The 18248-nt window shown below is 44.6% G+C and carries 15 protein-coding genes and 1 other annotated feature (1 of these 16 running past the window's edge); of the genes, 14 read left to right on the forward strand and 1 reads right to left on the reverse strand.

Annotated features, from left to right (window positions below):
- Nucleotides 1-219: 219 nt before the first annotated feature.
- The 14 genes from K6C05_RS07530 (at nucleotide 220) to clpB (ending at nucleotide 16715) form a co-directional block, all read left to right on the forward strand.
- Nucleotides 220-687 carry a hypothetical protein gene (locus K6C05_RS07530; RefSeq protein ID WP_296733201.1) on the forward strand — a complete coding sequence of 156 codons (468 nt, stop codon included), beginning with the start codon at nucleotides 220-222 and terminating at the stop codon, nucleotides 685-687.
- Between the two features lie 279 nt (nucleotides 688-966).
- Nucleotides 967-1437, forward strand: a complete 471-nt coding sequence (gene tsaE, locus K6C05_RS07535; protein WP_296733202.1) for a tRNA (adenosine(37)-N6)-threonylcarbamoyltransferase complex ATPase subunit type 1 TsaE — start codon at nucleotides 967-969, stop codon at nucleotides 1435-1437.
- A complete protein-coding gene (gene tsaB / locus K6C05_RS07540; protein ID WP_296733204.1) occupies nucleotides 1425-2147 on the forward strand; it encodes a tRNA (adenosine(37)-N6)-threonylcarbamoyltransferase complex dimerization subunit type 1 TsaB in 723 nt (240 codons plus the stop codon). The genes tsaE and tsaB overlap by 13 nt, the downstream gene beginning before the upstream one ends.
- Nucleotides 2144-2593 (forward strand): ribosomal protein S18-alanine N-acetyltransferase, encoded by a 450-nt coding sequence (gene rimI, locus K6C05_RS07545; RefSeq protein WP_296733205.1) that lies wholly within the window; start codon nucleotides 2144-2146, stop codon nucleotides 2591-2593. Before tsaB ends, rimI begins: the two co-directional genes overlap by 4 nt.
- A gap of 31 nt (nucleotides 2594-2624) precedes the next feature.
- A complete protein-coding gene (gene tsaD / locus K6C05_RS07550; RefSeq protein WP_296733208.1) occupies nucleotides 2625-3665 on the forward strand; it encodes a tRNA (adenosine(37)-N6)-threonylcarbamoyltransferase complex transferase subunit TsaD in 1041 nt (346 codons plus the stop codon).
- 21 nt (nucleotides 3666-3686) lie between these two features.
- Nucleotides 3687-5126 (forward strand): histidine kinase N-terminal domain-containing protein, encoded by a 1440-nt coding sequence (locus tag K6C05_RS07555; RefSeq protein WP_296733209.1) that lies wholly within the window; start codon nucleotides 3687-3689, stop codon nucleotides 5124-5126.
- A complete protein-coding gene (locus tag K6C05_RS07560) occupies nucleotides 5126-5701 on the forward strand; it encodes a response regulator (protein ID WP_296733212.1) in 576 nt (191 codons plus the stop codon). Before K6C05_RS07555 ends, K6C05_RS07560 begins: the two co-directional genes overlap by 1 nt.
- Nucleotides 5702-5879: 178 nt before the next feature.
- Nucleotides 5880-6164 (forward strand): co-chaperone GroES, encoded by a 285-nt coding sequence (groES, locus tag K6C05_RS07565; protein ID WP_296733214.1) that lies wholly within the window; start codon nucleotides 5880-5882, stop codon nucleotides 6162-6164.
- A 47-nt stretch (nucleotides 6165-6211) separates the two neighbouring features.
- Nucleotides 6212-7846 (forward strand): chaperonin GroEL, encoded by a 1635-nt coding sequence (gene groL, locus K6C05_RS07570; RefSeq protein ID WP_296733217.1) that lies wholly within the window; start codon nucleotides 6212-6214, stop codon nucleotides 7844-7846.
- Nucleotides 7847-8255: 409 nt separating this feature from the next.
- Nucleotides 8256-10085, forward strand: a complete 1830-nt coding sequence (gene glmS / locus K6C05_RS07575; protein ID WP_296733219.1) for a glutamine--fructose-6-phosphate transaminase (isomerizing) — start codon at nucleotides 8256-8258, stop codon at nucleotides 10083-10085.
- 149 nt (nucleotides 10086-10234) lie between these two features.
- Nucleotides 10235-11743: an IMP dehydrogenase gene (locus K6C05_RS07580; RefSeq protein ID WP_296733271.1), complete on the forward strand. Its 1509-nt coding sequence runs from the start codon at nucleotides 10235-10237 to the stop codon at nucleotides 11741-11743.
- 257 nt (nucleotides 11744-12000) lie between these two features.
- The gene (locus K6C05_RS07585; protein ID WP_296733222.1) at nucleotides 12001-12675 is read left to right on the forward strand and encodes a response regulator transcription factor; all 675 of its coding nucleotides are present in this window, start codon (nucleotides 12001-12003) and stop codon (nucleotides 12673-12675) included.
- Nucleotides 12662-13969, forward strand: coding sequence for an ATP-binding protein (locus K6C05_RS07590; RefSeq protein WP_296733223.1), 1308 nt, complete (start codon nucleotides 12662-12664; stop codon nucleotides 13967-13969). Before K6C05_RS07585 ends, K6C05_RS07590 begins: the two co-directional genes overlap by 14 nt.
- Nucleotides 13970-14141: 172 nt before the next feature.
- The gene (gene clpB / locus K6C05_RS07595) at nucleotides 14142-16715 is read left to right on the forward strand and encodes an ATP-dependent chaperone ClpB (protein ID WP_296733226.1); all 2574 of its coding nucleotides are present in this window, start codon (nucleotides 14142-14144) and stop codon (nucleotides 16713-16715) included.
- A gap of 161 nt (nucleotides 16716-16876) precedes the next feature.
- Here clpB and K6C05_RS07600 read toward each other — a convergent pair whose 3' ends face one another.
- Nucleotides 16877-17695, reverse strand: coding sequence for a hypothetical protein (locus tag K6C05_RS07600; RefSeq protein WP_296733227.1), 819 nt, complete (start codon nucleotides 17693-17695; stop codon nucleotides 16877-16879).
- A gap of 305 nt (nucleotides 17696-18000) precedes the next feature.
- Nucleotides 18001-18248, forward strand: a binding site (T-box leader) (it continues 22 nt past the right edge of the window).

Genomic DNA, 18248 nt, shown 5'->3' on the forward strand with positions numbered 1-18248 from the left:
CCATTGTTCAAATTTTTCTTCTTTAGAAGAAAAATCTTCCAATTAGCGTTTCAACGAGCTGGGAGATATGCTCGCCAGCTGTTGTAGTTTGTTTTCCCCCACCTAAAGAGGAAGGGGACATCTTAAAGCTCGTTATATTTACATCCTGTAGTGGGATTTGATTTTGAGATGAAAATGGGGGATGTTGCCAGCATTAAATATAGAAGGATTCAATAAAATATGGAAGGAGAAATTTTCATGAAGAATGTACTGACTGCATTAACAACAGGGCTTGTTATGATGGCTTCTACAGTGTGTTATGCCACAATTCCCGGAACAGATATAGCTGTTTCCGGAGTGGCTCCCGGAAGCAGTGTAACAGATGCCAGGGCAAAGCTGGGTGATCCTGTGACCAGTCATGGTGATAAGCTTGTTTTTCCCAATAACATAATAGTCGAGTGTGCTGAATATAATTATGATCTCATTGAGGAAATAGGAACCAGGTCAGCCGGTAATGTCACTTCTGCCGGATTACAGGTAGGTATGCCGGAAGCATCCATTATGGCAGCTTATGGCGCTCCTGATAAAGTGGACAGGGACCCTGATGATACTGAATATACATATTATTCTTCGGGACAGGATAAAAAGATGGAAATAGAGGTCGTTGACGGTAAAATAGTGAAAATTAAATGTAAAATCAGGGATTAAATGCAATTATGACCAGCGGGGGAATATGTCAATAAATCGCCTTTGCCTTTATGGCAAGGGTGATTTTTGCATTTATGGTTGCCCTCCGCTGAAGCCCATATGAAGCATGGGATATATGGCAGAAACTGATTGGCGGATTATTCCAATATTGTTATCCCACCGAGGGATTTTGGGAGAGGCATTTTCCGTATTATTTGTAGTTGCCTTTTAAATATGGTAAAATTCCATGTTAGTAAATATCATGTATAAATACATAAGAGTCTACTTTTAGGAGAAATAATGTTTGAGATAATTTCAGGATCTCCGGCGGAAACAGCTTCCATAGGAGAAAAAATTGGCAGAGCAATTTCCAGGGGAGCAGTTATTTGCCTGGAAGGTGACCTGGGGGCAGGAAAAACCTTATTTGTGCAGCATTTAGCCAAGGGCCTTGGGGTCCAGGGAGATGTAACAAGTCCTACCTTTAATATAATGAATGTATATAATGGGAGATTACCGATATATCATTTTGATTTGTATCGTCTTGAGCAGGAATATGAGCTTGAGGATATTGGCTTCTATGATTATACAGATCAGCCTGAAGGCATAGTTGTGATTGAATGGGCAGACAAGTTTGCAGATTGCCTGCCGGAGGATCATATATTACTGACCATTGAAAAAGAATCTGATGATGTGCGGCATATCACCTTTGAATTGAAGGGCAATATATATGGCGATATCTTTCAGGAGGTGGAAAAGCTGTGCCAATTTTAGCAATGGATACGGCTACTATGGTGTCAGGGGTAGCCGTCGCTGACAATAAAAAATTACTTGCAGAAATAATCGTGGAAAATAAACTGACCCATTCGGAAACCTTGTTGCCAAATGTGGAAAAGGTTATGGCTATGGCAGGAGTCACACGGGGAGATTTGGAGGCCGTGGCTGTGAGCATTGGGCCAGGCTCCTTTACCGGACTGAGAATTGGATTGGCGGCAGCAAAGGCTATTGCCTATGGATTAAATATACCTTTGGTAGGAATTCCTACTATGGAGGGAATGGCCTGGCATTATCCGATGCCTGGGATTACTGTTGCAGGTTTTGTGGATGCCCAGAAGGGCAATGTTTATACTGCGCATTATAAATGGAATGGCATAGCTTTTGATGAAACGCGAAAAATAGAAGTAGTTTCTCTGGAACAGGCGATAAATTTATGTGGGGAAATCAATACCCCGGTGGTGGCCGTTGGGGACATGGCTGAAAAAAAACTCACAAAAATGGATGATTTGCCGGATAATCTGATTATTCCACCCCAACATATGTTGATGCCGAGGGCAGCTAATATAGCCATGGCCGGATTGAAAAAACTGGCTGACGGCGTCAAGGAGTCTGTAATGGATATGGAGCCGATATACATCAGAAAATCTGAGGCTGAGGTGCTGTGGGAAAAGAGGCATAATAAGCCGGAGCAGGTGGAGAATAAATGATAAGTTTTAGGCGGATGCTGCCGGAGGATGCTGACGCTGTGGCTGAGGTAGAAAAGTTGTGCTTTGCGACTCCATGGTCCAGGGAATCCTTCTGGCGTGATGCATCCAGCAGTGATACATACTATCTTGTGGCTTTGGATGAGTCTGCAGATAATAAGATAATTGGTTATGTGGGCTGTTGGATATTGGCCTATGAAGGCAGCATTACAAATGTAGCCATAGCACCTGATTATCGCCGCAAGGGGATTGGCAGAAAAATGTTGCTGAAGCTAATTGAAGAAGTGAAGCTCCGTGGCGTTACGGCCCTGACTTTGGAAGCAAGAATTTCCAATATGGCAGCCATTAAGCTATATGAGGGGCTTGGCTTTAAAAGTGTGGGACAAAGGCCAAAGTATTATTCAAACCCGGTGGAGGCTGCTGAAATTATGTGGAATACCAATATTTGAATTCTACAGGTACTTATGACGGAGAGAAAAAATGGATAAGGTTAACAGAGATAAAGATAATATTATTACACTGGCTATTGAATCAAGCTGTGATGAAACATCTGCGGCAGTACTCCGGGGTGGCAGAAAGATACTGTCAAATATCATTGCCACTCAGATACCGGTGCATAGAAAATTTGGTGGTGTGGTACCGGAAATTGCTTCCCGAAAGCATATTATCAACATTATGCCTGTAATTGATGAAGCATTATCCCAGGGGGAGGTTGAGCTGAAGGATATTGACCAGGTGGCGGTTACCTATGGCCCGGGATTGGTGGGGGCATTACTTGTAGGTGTTTCTGCAGCTAAGTCACTGGCATTTACGCTGGATGTGCCACTTATTGGCGTTAATCATCTGGAGGGACATATTTTTGCAAATTTTCTCAGCTGGCCTGAATTAAAACCTCCTTTCGTTGCACTGGTGGTATCAGGTGGGCATACCTCCCTGGTGCATGTGAAGGATTATAACTCCTTTCGGCTGATGGGGCAGACCCGGGATGATGCTGCGGGGGAGGCTTTTGATAAAGTAGCCCGGGTTATGGGACTGCCATACCCCGGGGGGCCGCAAATAGATAAGCTGGCTCAGGCCGGTAATCCGATGGCAATTGATTTTCCAAGGGCACTGCAGGAAAAAGGCAATTATGAATTCAGCTTCAGCGGCCTGAAATCAGCTGTACTGAATTACTTAAACAGCATGAAGCTGAAAGGGATTGAGATCAATAAGGCTGATGTGGCGGCATCCTTTCAGAATGCAGTAATTGAGGTGCTGCTGGCCAAAGCCTTGGATGCTGTCAGGGAAACAGGCTGTGATACTTTGGTATTGGCCGGTGGTGTAGCTGCAAACAGTTCATTGGAAAGGCGTTTGCGGGAAATTACGGAAAAAAATAATATTAAATTTTATTTTCCCGATAAGATTCTTTGTACCGATAATGCTGCCATGATTGGGTGCAGAGGATATTATCAGTCCCTGGCTGGAGGATATTCTGACTTGTACCTCAATGCCGTTCCGGGACTGGCACTGACAGATTTGTAGAAAAATATTGGGGTAATACTTATGAATATGATGGATTATCATGAGACGGATACAGGATTATACCGAAAATATACAAAACTGACAGCCATGCAGGCGGAATTACTTAAGCGTATGAGCGTGAGTTTTCCATTCATAGCTGATTTGACCCATGCACATTTGTTGTTGTATGTCAAAATGTCTGATTCATTGAATTATATGGTGATGAAACATCATAAGCCCCATACTTTTTTTAGTCAGGTTGATCTGCCGGAGCTGGGACAACAGATAGCCATATCAGAGGAACCCTTGATAAGCGCTGTTTTTGAACGGAAAAAATATATTCATGGCCGGCGGGAATGGAGGCTGGGTAATACCCTTGATATGTATGCTTATCCTGTGTTGGATGGCAATGAGGTAATTGGTGTAGTCACCCTGGAAACAATTCAGGATGGCACAGCTCCGGAGCATTACAAAAAACTGTTGGATGTGGCTGAGATATTGCTGAAGCATTCCAGAAAGAAAATAGATCCGGAGATTTTTGCCCCAATACTGGCAGATACGGGAATCATTATAGCTGATAAAAACAACCGTATTACATATGTAAATTTGTCTGCCACCAGAATATACCAGGTGTTGGGCATATCTCATTTGATTGGATGCCGTGTGCCTGACAGGGAAATAGAATCAATGCTTCACCGGGAAATCGTTGACAGCAGCAGGCCCTTTGAAAAGGAAATACAGGTTGATGACCTGATATTGCTTCAACGGGATATCAAGGTGGAGGAGGCCGGAGTACTGCAATGCCGGATACTGCTTTTAGCGGATGTTACCCAGATCAGGAAAAAGGATCGGGAAATTAAAATCAAAACGGCTGTGATTCAGGAAATTCATCACAGGGTAAAAAATAACCTGCAGACTATTGCCAGCCTGTTGCGCCTTCAGGGGCGGCGCTCAAGCTCCAAGGAGGTTCGGGCAGCCCTGCAGGAAAGTACCAACCGGATTCTCAGTATGGCGGTGGTACATGAATTCCTTTCCCAGCATGACAAAGAAGAAATTAATGTTATTGAGGTTACTAAGAATATCATTGACAGTGTTGTTCCAAACATGGTGGACCGGGAATTCGAGTTATCCAGCCGGATAGAAGGCCCGGAGGTGGTACTGTCGTCACAAAATGCCAGCAATCTGGCGGTGATAATCAATGAGCTTATATTGAATTCGGTAGAGCATGGTTTTAAGGGAAAGAAAGCAGGTATGATAGGCTTGCGTACTGAGATAACAGCAGATGGCTATGTACTTGATCTTTATGATGATGGCGCCGGGATGCCGGATGACTTTGACCCGGATATGTCCAAGTCCCTGGGACTTCAGATTGTTAAAACGCTGGTACAGGATGATATCGGTGGAACAATTGAGTTCAAAAATGATCATGGTACCCATTGTATTTTGCATATACCTAAAGTGACTGTGGGAGGAGAGTATTGATGGATTCCCTGAAAATTATCATTGCAGATAACGAGTCTATAATAAGAATGGATATCAAAGAATTGCTGGAGGACGCCGGACATCAGGTCATTGGCGAGGCTGTTAACGGTCGACAGGCACTTGAACTGGCAAGAAAGCTGAAACCGGATTTATGTATTCTGGACATTAAGATGCCGGAAATGGATGGAATATCTGCCGCTAAAATCATTGGCAAGGAAAAGATAGCTCCGGTTATTTTACTGACAGCCTTCAGTCAGGCGGATATTGTCAAGCGGGCTACCGATGCCGGTGTGTTGGCTTATCTGATCAAACCGGTACAGGAATCCAATCTGTTCCCGGCCATAGAGGTGGCTATGTCCAGGTATAGGGAAATGAACAGCCTGGAGGATGAGCTTTTTAAGGTGAAGGACACTCTTGAGATGCGAAAACTGCTGGACAGGGCAAAGGGGATATTAATGGATGCCCATAATATCAGTGAAAGTGAAGCCTTTAACCGTATACAAAAATACAGCATGGCCAAGAGAAAAAACCTTAAGGAAGTGGCTGAGGCCATTATCCGTGCGGCAACAAAATAAGGAATATTTTGACAGGGAAATGAGTATGGATGGATATTCATTTCTCTTTTTTTGTTTTTTTGACTTTTTACTTGATTTTTTGTTCAAAAGGATTTATCATAATACTCGGAGTTAGCACTCAGATAAAAAGAGTGCTAACAATAAAATTTATCAATTATCTTTTAGGAGGCGTATACATATGATTAAACCATTAGGAGACAGGGTTGTCATTGAGGTAGCTGAGGCTGAAACAAAGACAGCAAGTGGGATTATTCTTGCTGATACTGCAAAGGAAAAGCCAATGAAGGGTGTTATTGTGGCAGCAGGCCCAGGCTCTTATGATAAGGATGGCAACCGTATCGCTATGGAAGTAAAGGTTGGCGACAATGTTCTTTATTCCAAGTATGCCGGAACAGAGGTAAAGGTTGATGGTAAGGATTATCTGATTGTTCGTCAGAGCGATATATTGGGTATTGTTGAATAAATTACCGCTTGGCGGTTTATCTTTATATAAATTGGGAGGCAAATATAATGGCAAAGCAGATTTTATTTGATGAAGAAGCTCGTCGTGCATTGGAAAAGGGTGTAGATGCACTGGCAAATGCTGTAAAGGTTACCCTTGGTCCAAAGGGCCGCAATGTGGTACTGGACAAAAAGTTTGGTGCTCCTACTATCACTAATGATGGTGTTACCATTGCCCGTGATATTGAATTGGAAGATCCATTTGAAAATATGGGAGCTCAGCTGGTCCGTCAGGTTGCTACCAAGACAAATGATATTGCCGGTGATGGTACCACAACAGCAACTCTCCTTGCCCAGGCCATGATTCATGAAGGCATGCGCAATGTTGCTGCCGGTGCAAACCCTATGGTATTAAAGAAGGGTATTGAAAAGGCCGTTAAGACATTGGTAGCAGAAATTCAGAAGGTTGCAAAGCCTGTAGAGTCTCAGGAGGCTATTGCCCAGGTTGCTACAGTTTCCTCTGCTGATGAGGAGATTGGTCAGTACATAGCTGATGCTATGGAGAAGGTTGGCAAGGAAGGTGTTATTACCGTTGAGGAATCCAAGGGTATGGAGACCAGCCTTTCCGTTGTAGAAGGTATGCAGTTTGATCGTGGGTATATTTCCCCTTATATGGTTACTGATACTGACAAGATGGAAGCAGTTATGAATGATCCTTATATTCTCATAACCGACAAGAAGATTTCTACTGTCAACGACATTCTCCCTATTTTGGAGCAGGTTGTTAAGATGGGCAAGGAACTTGTTATTATTGCTGAGGATCTCGATGGTGAGGCTCTGGCAACCATCGTTGTCAACAAGCTGCGTGGTACCTTCAAGGCTTTGGCAGTTAAGGCTCCTGGCTTTGGTGATCGCCGTAAGGCCATGCTGGAGGATATTGCAATTCTCACCGGTGGTCAGTTGATTTCTGAAGAGCTTGGCCGTAAGCTGGACAGCGTAACTATTGAAGATCTTGGCCGTGCCCGTCAGATTCACTCATCCAAGGAGAATACTACCATTGTTGATGGTATGGGTGACAAGAGTGCAATTGCTTCCCGTGTTGAACAGATTAAGAAGCAGATTGCAGATACTACTTCTGACTTTGACAAGGAGAAGCTCCAGGAGCGTTTGGCTAAACTGTCTGGTGGTGTAGCTGTTATTGAAATAGGTGCTGCTACCGAAGTTGAAATGAAGGACAAGAAACTCCGTGTTGAGGATGCTCTCCATGCAACCCGTGCTGCCGTAGAGGAAGGCATTGTAGCCGGTGGCGGTACCACCTTTATTGATATTCTTCCTTCCTTGGATTCTCTTGACGCAGAGGGCGATGTTAAGACTGGTATCAATATTGTACGCCGTGCAGTTGAGGAGCCTGTTCGTCAGATTGCCAACAATGCTGGCCTTGAAGGCTCCGTAGTAGTTGCTGAAGTAAAGAACAGCAAGGTAGGTGTTGGATTTGATGCCTATAAGGGCGAATATGTGGATATGATTTCCAATGGTATTGTTGATCCTGCCAAGGTTACCAGATCTGCTCTGCAGAATGCAGCTTCCATCGCTGCTATGGTTCTCACCACTGAGACACTGGTTGCAGATAAGCCAGCTCCTGAGGGTGCTGCTAACCCAATGGCCGGTGCAGGTGCAATGGGTGGCATGCCTGGTATGATGTAATACCTGACCGTGTTGTTTTGATGTGAATACAGGGGCCGTGAGAGACATTGGTTTTTCACGGCCTTTAAATTGCATCGCTTTTTTGATGCTGTTACCAAATTAATGGCGTTTAACTTTTTCTTGACTATTATAGGTTAATCAATTAGAATAAGGTTCGTAATTTTGGCAATAGCCTTAATTATCGTTTTGTTTTGGAAGCTCCTGATGTCAGTGTAATTGAAAAAACTATATGTTTTAGCGCATGGCCTTGTGGTTGTTCTGCAAGGTGACGAGGAAGAGGTTGTCGATTTATCAGCGGATGCCTCTCGGCTCTACCGGTCGTGAAAATCTGTTAAAACTGCAGGTGACTGCAGCACAAAGCAGCTTATGAGGTTAGGCACAGGACTTCCCATGTAAAGGAGGTTCTATTATGTGTGGTATTGTAGGTTATGTAGGCAGCAATCAGGCGGCTCAGTTTTTGATTGAGGGCCTGACCAAGCTGGAGTACCGTGGATATGATTCCGCCGGCATTGCAGTACTCAATGATGAAATCATTTGTGTTGAGAAATCAGTTGGCAGATTATCAGCGTTGGAGGAGAAGATTGAAGGGCATGTTCCTGAAGGCTTTGTGGGTATTGGTCATACCCGTTGGGCAACTCATGGTCGTCCATCCGATACCAACTCTCATCCCCATACTGACTGCCATGGTGATTTTGCCGTGGTGCATAATGGTATTATTGAGAACTATCTTGAATTAAAAGAGGAGCTTATTGCCAAAGGCCATAAGTTTCGTTCTGAAACAGATACTGAGGTTTTGCCGCATCTTTTGGAAGAGGTATACAATGGCGATTTTGAAGCATCTGTACGGGAGGTTTTGAAGCGTATCGAGGGTTCATATGCTATTGTGTTTATGTCCAAACACGATCCTGATAAGCTGATTTGTACCAAACAGGATAATCCATTGGTAATCGGTCTGGGGGATGGAGAAAACCTCATCGCATCTGATATTCCGGCTATTATTGCCAGAACACGCCGTACCTACATTGTCAATGATGGTGAGCTTGCTGTGGTCAAGAAGGATTCAGTGTGGATTACCAACAGTCTGGGCGAGCCTGTTACCAAGAAGGTATTTGAGGTTAATTGGAACGCTGAAGCTGCTGAAAAGGGTGGTTATGAGCATTTTATGCTCAAGGAGATTCATGAGCAGCCAAAGGCAGTCCGTGATACCTTGTCTTCCAGGATCACCAAGGATTCCTCAGCAGTAGTTTTGGATGAGTTGGGATGGACTGAAGAATATGTTAATTCCTTCTCCAAAATCTTTATTGTTGCCTGTGGCACAGCTTATCACGCAGGCCTTGTGGGCAAGTACTACATAGAGCGTATGGCCAGGGTTCCTGTTGAGGTGGATATCGCATCTGAATTCAGGTATCGTCAGCCAATCATAGATGATAATACTCTTACTATTGTTGTAAGTCAGTCAGGGGAGACTATTGATACCTTGGCTGCCCTGAAGGAAGCAAAACGCCTTGGCTCCAAAACCCTTGCAGTTACCAATGTGGTGGGCTCATCAATTGCCCGTGAGGCTGAGCAGGTCATTTATACCTGGGCCGGCCCGGAGATAGCTGTTGCTTCCACCAAGGCATATACAACCCAGTTGATAGTGATGTTCCTGTTGGGAGCTTATATGGCTGGCCTTCGGGGAACTGTGGCACCTAGGCGGATGAAGGAACTGCTGTCCATGCTGAAGGACATTCCTGCCCAGATCAGTGAAACCCTGGAAGATGTTGAGCCGATTAAGGTATTTGCCAAGAAATACGGTTTTAACAATGATGTGTTCTTTATCGGGCGCGCCCTTGATTATGAGGTTGCCCTTGAAGGCTCCCTGAAGCTGAAGGAGATATCCTATATACATGCCGAGGCATATGCTGCCGGTGAACTGAAGCATGGAACACTGGCACTTATCACTCAGGGAGTACCTGTAGTGGCTCTTGCTACCCAAAAGAGTGTCTATGATAAAACCTTAAGCAATATCAAGGAGGTTAAGGCCCGTGATGCTGTTGTTATTGGTATAGCAGCCCAGGGTGACGCCGAGCTTGTAAAATATGCAGATCATGTTATTTTTGTTCCCCGTACTGATGAGATGCTTATTCCGTTGTTGGCAGTGCTGCCATTGCAGCTGTTATCATACTATACTGCCATCACCCGTGGAGCAGATGTGGATAAGCCAAGAAATCTGGCAAAATCAGTTACAGTAGAATAATTGGCCGGAAGGGCTGTCTTTGGACAAGGCAGCTCTTTTTTGTTTGACAATACTGGTATATTGTACTAATATAGTAACAATCTCTTTTGACCGGTACGAACAGCCTAAGGTCAGAAGAAGGAAAATATTACAGAAAAGAAGGGATTATGTTGGCATTCTATTTTGATGAACCTTCACACACTTTTGGAGAGTATTTATTGGTTCCTGGGTATTCATCTGATAAGTGCATACCGGCAAATGTTTCCTTGCGGACACCGCTGGTAAAGTACAAAAAAGGTGAGGAGCCAAAGCTGTCGATGAATATTCCGATGACCTCTGCTATTATGCAGTCGGTTTCCAATGACAGTATGGCTATAGCTTTGGCCCGTGAGGGTGGAGTGTCATTTATTTATGGCTCGCAGTCAATAGAAGATGAGGCAGCTATGGTTGCCAGAGTTAAGAATTTTAAGTCCGGTTTTGTAAGCAGTGATTCCAATATAAAGCCTTCTACCACTTTGGAAGAGATTTTGGCCCTGAAGGAAAAGACTGGTCACTCAACCATGGCTGTCACTGACGATGGTGAGGCCACAGGCAAACTGCTGGGAATTGTTACCAGCCGTGATTATCGTATCACCCGTATGGCTATGGATACACCAGCTTCTGAGTTTATGACTCCTTTTGAAAAACTTGTTTATGCTGATGCTGATACAACGTTGTCTGAGGCAAATGACCTGATTTGGGAGCATAAACTGAACATGCTTCCATTGGTTGATAATAATCAGCGCTTGCGGTATATGGTATTCCGTAAGGATTATACCGACAATAAGGAAAATGAGCTGGAGCTTATTGACAGCAAAAAGCGTTATATAGTAGGTGCCGGTATTAACACCCGCGATTATGCTGAGCGTGTTCCTGCTCTCTTAAAGGCTGGTGCGGATGTTCTTTGTATAGATTCCTCAGAGGGTTTCTCCGAATGGCAGCGTATTACCCTTAAATACATTCATGAGCATTTCGGCGAGGATGTAAAGGTAGGAGCAGGTAATGTAGTTGATAAGGACGGCTTCAGATTTTTGGCAGAAGCCGGTGCAGATTTCATAAAGGTTGGTATTGGCGGCGGCTCTATATGTATTACCCGTGAAACCAAGGGTATTGGCCGTGGTCAGGCTACGGCCCTCATTGATGTCTGCAAGGCCCGTGATGAATATTTCCAGGAGACAGGAGTTTATATCCCTGTTTGTTCCGATGGTGGTATAGTTCATGATTACCATATGACCCTGGCCTTGGCAATGGGAGCAGATTTTATGATGCTGGGAAGGTATTTCTCAAGATTTGATGAGAGCCCTACAGATAAAATCAAGATCAATGGTAACTATTATAAGGAGTATTGGGGTGAAGGCTCCAACCGTGCCCGCAACTGGATGCGTTATGATCTGGGTGGAGCAAAGAAGCTTTCTTTTGAGGAGGGCGTTGATTCTTATGTTCCTTATGCAGGCTCCCTGAAGGATAATGTGGGCGTTACCCTTAACAAGATACGCTCCACCATGTGCAACTGTGGTGCACTCACCATTCCTGAACTGCAGCAAAAGGCCCGTCTGACCCTGGTATCATCCACCAGTATCGTGGAAGGTGGATCCCATGATGTAATTTTGCGTGATAAATTCACCAGGTCCAATGTTTAATTGATAATTCGAAGGAGATGTGATAGCTGGGCGCTTTCACATCTCTTTTTATTTTTGGCGTATTTTTTATTTGCCGGGGTGATGGAGCACTCAGGGGATTTCAGGTCGATTGGTATTTCCCGTGTAATTGTCCCGTAGCTTTCAGTTATTTTTCAAAATATGTTACTATTATGTAGATTAAAAGGAAACTGAGGGGGCTTTGCCCAGGGCGGTATATCTGCCCCACAGCTTTCCGGGTTTGGGATGGGGTGAACATTGTGAGAGTTTTATTGGCAGAGGATGATATGAAGCTTGGAAAGCTGACTCAGTATATGCTTGAAAAGGATGGCATATCCACTGAGTGGGTGACTACAGGTGATCTGATTTACGAATGTGCCATGTATGAAGAGTTTGATGTGCTGATTCTGGACTGGATGATGCCGAAGGAAACAGGTGTGGATGCATGCCGCAGATTGCGGGCTGATGGTTATCAGCGGGCCATACTCCTTCTGACAGCCAGGGACGCCGTGGAGGACAGGGTAACAGGACTGGATGCCGGGGCAGATGATTACCTGGTAAAGCCATTTGAGTTTTCAGAGCTTATGGCAAGATTAAGGGCACTCAGTCGGCGCAGCAGCCAAAAGATTCAGCAGGATATTGTGGAATTGGCCGGCTTTACCCTGGACAGAACTTCTAAGCTGTTAATGAAGGGAAATCAGGAGGTACAGCTTTCTCCACGGGAATTTCAGATTTTTGATCTTCTTGTGCAGAATATAGGAATAGTGGTGCCAAGAGAAATTATCCTGGACAGGATTTGGGGCATAGAATCTGATGTCAGCTCCAATAATATTGATTCTTATGTCAAGCTGATCAGGAAAAAGCTGGATCTGGCAGATGGTCGAATTATGATCAGTACGATCAGGGGAGTTGGCTATAAACTTGAAACAAAATAGTACTAATACCAAAGGCGTATTCTCCCGCAGTCGTATGCGTCTCACAGCCATATATTCACTGTTGATGTTTGGATTGTTTATCATCATTATTTTTTTGGCTCATCAGACCATGGAGTGGGCCGTAACATCCGAGCAGGCCCATGAATTGTCAGAGATGGTGCATTCCGTTTCAGAGACCGAATCTGCCCTGACCTTGAACGGGGTTTATATCGGTGGTGATGACCTGGGAAAAAGGGAGAGAATGTTCTTTTATACTTATGATAAAAGTGGTAAGCTTCAAAATTATTCAAGAGCTCCTGAGCGTATAGAAAACGATGTGCTGGAGGTAATCAAGGCCGGGGAGGTTCCGGTAGAAGACGTTGCAGTATTCGTTCAAAAGCAGGATGAGGAAAAACCAAAAGTGCTGATGATGACTGCCTGTGATGTAAGGCTGGCAACTGGAGAAAAAATCGGTATGGTGTACCTGGGAAAGGATGTTTCTGCACTGTATAAGGGCATCAGAAAAGCCGCATATTTTTACGGTGGTATTTCCTTTATAGCATTATTGGCAGCAATTATTCTTGGGCATATTGTCTCCGGACGCATTGTGGGGACAATGCAACAGGCATACTACAGGCAACGGCAGTTTACGGCAGATGCATCCCATGAGCTACGAACACCTTTAAGCGTTATTATGGCATCAGCTGATTTGCTGTTAAATGACCCGGCCATCGAATCACCATTTTTAAAACAGGTGGTTTTGGATTTAAAGGATGAAGTAAAAAAAATGTCTGCTCTTGTGGGCTCATTACTGCAGATTGCCCGCTCGGACAATAATGCTGAAAAACTTAATATTCATGAATTTGACATTATTGCACTGATGGAGCAGCTTAGCAGGAAAATGCAGCCTTTGGCTGAAAAAAAGGATATAACTATTACCCTGAACGCTGTGGGAGAAGCTACCTGCAAGGGTGATGAACAGAAAATCCAACAGCTCATGCTGATCTTAGTGGATAATGCCATCAAATACACCCATAATGGTGGTGAGGTAACCATGTCCTTTGATGGTAAAAAGGGAAACAATCTGTATTTTTCTGTCAGGGATAATGGTATTGGTATATCTCATGAAGACATCAAGAAGCTGTTCGAAAGATTTTTCCGCGTGGACAAGGCACGCTCGAGAGCAATGGGTGGTAACGGATTGGGACTTGCCATTGCCAAAAGTATTGTTGAGGCCCATAATGGGCGTATAGATGTTGAAAGCGAGCTGGGAAAGGGGACAATCTTTAAGGTAAGTATAAGGAGCTTCAAGTGATATGATTCAGTGGGCTGGAAGCAGCCCACTTTTTTGTGTGTAAAAGCTTAAGCTTGGGGACAGGCGGATTTATACTTAATTAGTCAAAAAGTCTAAAAATATATTGACTTTTTGACTAATTGTTTTATAATAACCATAGGAATATATATATACATAGTTTGGAGGGATATATATGGAACAGGAAAAATATACTCAAAGAGTTTTAAATACACTGCAATCTGCCCAGCAAAATGCGGCGCTTCACTATCATCAGGAGATTGGCTCGCTGCATGTACTGCTGGCGCTTTCCAAGGAGCCGGAGGGACTTCTGGAAACAGTTTTCAATGATTTACAGGTGGATATCAGGTCCCTGCAGGCCAGCCTTGAAAATCAGCTAAAGAAAATTCCAAGCGTAAAAGGGCAGGACCGCCTTACCATGAGTGTCGAACTGGGCCGTGTTATGGCCAGGGCCGACCAATTGTCAGGGGAAATGGGTGACTCCTACATAAGCACTGAGCATTTGCTTTTGGCAATATGTGAGGATGGCGGGGAAGAAGCCAAGGAGATATGCCGTCAGTTTGGACTTACCAGAAGCAAGGTTGCTGATTCAATCAAGAAGAACAGGAAGCAAAGTGTTAATTCAGCCAATCCGGAGGAAAGCTATCAGGCCTTGGAAAAATATGGACGGGATCTTACCCAGATAGCCAGACAAGGAAAACTTGATCCTGTAATAGGACGGGATGAGGAAATTCGCCGGACCATAGAAATACTGTCTCGCCGTACCAAAAACAATCCTGTGCTAATTGGTGAGCCGGGAGTTGGTAAAACCGCCATAGTTGAAGGCCTGGCCCGCCGTATTGTAGCTGGTGATGTGCCTGAATCACTGAAAAGTAAGACACTGTACTCACTGGATATGGGAGCTTTGATCGCCGGCGCCAAGTACCGTGGTGAGTTTGAGGAGCGTTTAAAGGCAGTACTCAACGAGGTTGTGAAGTCTGATGGACAGATTTTATTATTCATTGATGAGGTGCATACCGTTGTGGGAGCAGGGGCTTCTGAAGGATCCATGGATGCAGGCAATTTGCTGAAACCTATGATGGCAAGGGGCGAGCTCAGATGTATTGGTGCGACAACACTGAATGAATACCGTAAATACATCGAAAAGGATACAGCCCTGGAGCGTCGTTTTCAGCCTGTCATGGTGGGCGAACCGAGTGTGGAGGATACAATTTCCATTCTTCGTGGGCTCAAGGAACGTTATGAGGTGCATCATGGCGTAAGAATCAGGGATGCTGCGCTGGTATCTGCAGCTGTCCTGTCAGACAGGTATATTTCTGACAGATTCCTCCCGGACAAGGCCATTGATTTGGTTGATGAAGCTGCAGCCAAGCTGAGGACAGAGATAGAATCAATGCCTGCTCCACTGGATGAGGTTCGCCGCAAGATATTGCAGCTGGAGATTGAAGAACAGGCGCTGCAAAAGGAAACTGATACGGCAGGAAAGGAAAAGCTGGCTGCAATACAGGCAGAAAAAACAAAGCTGCAGCAGGAGCAGGAGGCTCTGCAGGAAGAGTGGGATTCTGAGCATCAGTCCATTCTGCGTATCAGGGGCATAAAAAAAGAAATGGATGCGGTACGGAGTCAAATGGAAACCGCTGAAAGGGAATATGATCTGAGCCGGCTGTCTGAACTGAAATATGGAAAACTTCCGGAACTGGAAAAGAAGCTCCAGGAGGAAGAAGCAGCTATTGCGGCCAAGGCCGGTGATAACCAGCTTCTCAAGGAAGAGGTAGGTGAAGAGGATATTGCCAAGGTGGTAAGCCGCTGGACAGGTATTCCTGTAACAAAGATGATGACCGGTGAACGGGAGAAGCTTCTGCATCTGGAGGACAATCTTCATGAAAGGGTTGTGGGGCAGGATGAGGCTGTAACTGTTGTAAGTGAGGCTATCCTTCGGGCCCGGGCTGGTATCAAGGCTCCTGACAGGCCGATAGGCTCCTTTATCTTTTTGGGTCCGACAGGTGTGGGCAAGACCGAGCTGGCCAAGACGCTGGCAGAGGCGTTGTTTGATTCTGAACGCAGTATGATCCGCATTGATATGAGTGAATATATGGAGAAGCATTCGGTAGCAAGGCTTATAGGTGCTCCTCCGGGCTATGTGGGCTATGAGGAAGGGGGACAGCTTACCGAAGCGGTTCGGCGGCAGCCATATAGTGTTATATTATTGGATGAGATAGAAAAAGCTCACCGGGATGTCTTTAATGTGCTGCTGCAGATTTTGGATGATGGGCGGCTTACTGATGGTAAGGGAAGAGTTGTAAACTTTAAGAATACGGTTATCATTATGACTTCCAATTTGGGGTCTCATGAGATCTTGAATAAGGAGTACAGTGAAGCCGAGGCAGCTGTAAAAGAGCTGCTGAAGGACTATTTCCGTCCTGAGTTCCTGAACCGGGTAGATGATATCGTGGTGTTTAAGTCCCTTGCCAAGGAACAGGTGAAGGCCATTGCCAATCTTATGCTCAAGAGTCTTAATGAGAGGGTAAGCAGGCAGATAAAGATTACCCTTAGCTGGGATGATGAAGTATTGCAGTTCCTGACAGAGGAAGGCTACGATCCTGACTTTGGCGCCAGACCATTACGGAGGCTTCTGACCCGTGTGATTGAAACAGAATTATCCAAGGCCATTATCAGAGGCGATGTAGCTGAAGGGGACAATGTGTCCATGACGATGACCGATGGTCATATTTCATTTAACAAGGCTTGATAAATAAAAAACGACCCCGTCTTCATGAGAATGTCAGTCTGATTGACTGTGCATCCTGAAGACGGGGTTGTTTTTTTGTGGTACCGTGACCATTGTTCAGTTGCTGCCGGATATTATCGGAGCGGACATTGCAGCAGGTATATGTATATCAGCAGCTACTGTCAACGGATGAAATCCATGTCCTGGGCAGCATTTTCTTTTTTATCCTTCCATTTCAGTACACCTTCACGCATGATAAACTCACAGCTGCCATCATCATATACATTGATGTCGGCTTCCTTCCCATTGTCGTAGACAATAGAGTCGGTGCATATGCCATTTCCTGGTGATACCAGAATGGCATTTTGTTTATCATAACGGCAGTTATAAACCCACTCCCGTTGTTCGGCGGCGCTGTTTGCCCAGGTAATGGTTGCTATATAGGCGTTGGCCTTTTTTTCAATTGCTATGGTGCAGCGACCACAGCCCCACACACCAAGATAATCCTTTGGTGCTACTCCTTCGCTTGTAGCTGCGTAATCATTGTTGTTGCAGCGTGCAAAATGCATGGCACCGTCCTGCCCAGACCAGAGATCTGTCTGCAGGGAGCCGTCTAAATCATTTTTTGCAAAGTCAGCCCAGCGGTGTCCGTCGTTATCGGTAAAGTTAAACCAAGGGACATAGGAGCCGTCAATATATTCTTCAACCCAAACTTTTATGGTGCCATGTGTGGTTGCACCATTAGGTTCAATTAGTTCATAAGTGTAACCGGGATTGATTTTTAGTGTTCGGGAATTAGGTGAGCCATCCTCGAGCCAGGTACCAATAATTCCCTGCACACCGGTATCAACATTGTACATGTTGATGGTGGCCTCGGCGGGCGAAACATTGCTCAGCCCAATCATACAACAGAACGCAATCATTATTGCGAGAATAGTCCTGATTTTGCCTGTTAAGGCTTGACAGCTGCCTTTGTGCTTTTTCATACTGTCTTTGATCATGAGAAATCCCTCCTTAATATAAACCCATATTATTCTGCAATCGGGTCCTTTGGTGGAATACATCAAATTGAGCAGCTTTCTGCTTAAAAAAACTTGAATAAAGGTATGATGATGGTTTTCGACTGCATTATAATTTATTTTTTCCAATTACTCAATATGAAATATTTCCCTAAATTGATTTATATAGAAAAATGAACAAATGACTTTTATACAAGGACAAAAACTTTACAAATAGTATATTTTTTTATTATAACATCTTGAAAATTAGATTGGGCTGTGATATATTTAACGAGTCAGGTGAATATGTGAATGTGTTGATGAGGAGTATTAGCCTTGGGGAGTCTTATAGAGAGCTGGCGGTAGGTGCGAGCCGGCAGATGATTCTTGGTGAACTGGCCTCGGAGCAGCCAGCTGAAGCCGCAGGTGTGTAGCAGTGGTGGTAGGTGGAGCCGGAGCTGACCGTTATATCAGGAGGGCATTTAATTAGGTGTTGCTGATAATGTCCGGTGAGTGTGTACTTTGTTTATAAGTACAAAATTGAGTGGTACCACGA

Source organism: Anaerovibrio sp., assembly GCF_024697385.1.
Classification (GTDB): domain Bacteria; phylum Bacillota; class Negativicutes; order Selenomonadales; family Selenomonadaceae; genus Anaerovibrio.

Bases quoted from the DNA above. Each gene is read 5' to 3' on its own strand.
- K6C05_RS07530 (WP_296733201.1), top strand. From the start codon at position 220: ATGGAAGGAGAAATTTTCATGAAGAATGTACTGACTGCATTAACAACA.
- tsaE (WP_296733202.1), top strand. From the start codon at position 967: ATGTTTGAGATAATTTCAGGATCTCCGGCGGAAACAGCTTCCATAGGA.
- rimI (WP_296733205.1), top strand. From the start codon at position 2,144: ATGATAAGTTTTAGGCGGATGCTGCCGGAGGATGCTGACGCTGTGGCT.
- tsaD (WP_296733208.1), top strand. From the start codon at position 2,625: ATGGATAAGGTTAACAGAGATAAAGATAATATTATTACACTGGCTATT.
- K6C05_RS07555 (WP_296733209.1), top strand. From the start codon at position 3,687: ATGAATATGATGGATTATCATGAGACGGATACAGGATTATACCGAAAA.
- K6C05_RS07560 (WP_296733212.1), top strand. From the start codon at position 5,126: ATGGATTCCCTGAAAATTATCATTGCAGATAACGAGTCTATAATAAGA.
- groES (WP_296733214.1), top strand. From the start codon at position 5,880: ATGATTAAACCATTAGGAGACAGGGTTGTCATTGAGGTAGCTGAGGCT.
- groL (WP_296733217.1), top strand. From the start codon at position 6,212: ATGGCAAAGCAGATTTTATTTGATGAAGAAGCTCGTCGTGCATTGGAA.
- glmS (WP_296733219.1), top strand. From the start codon at position 8,256: ATGTGTGGTATTGTAGGTTATGTAGGCAGCAATCAGGCGGCTCAGTTT.
- clpB (WP_296733226.1), top strand. From the start codon at position 14,142: ATGGAACAGGAAAAATATACTCAAAGAGTTTTAAATACACTGCAATCT.
- K6C05_RS07600 (WP_296733227.1), bottom strand. From the start codon at position 17,695: ATGATCAAAGACAGTATGAAAAAGCACAAAGGCAGCTGTCAAGCCTTA.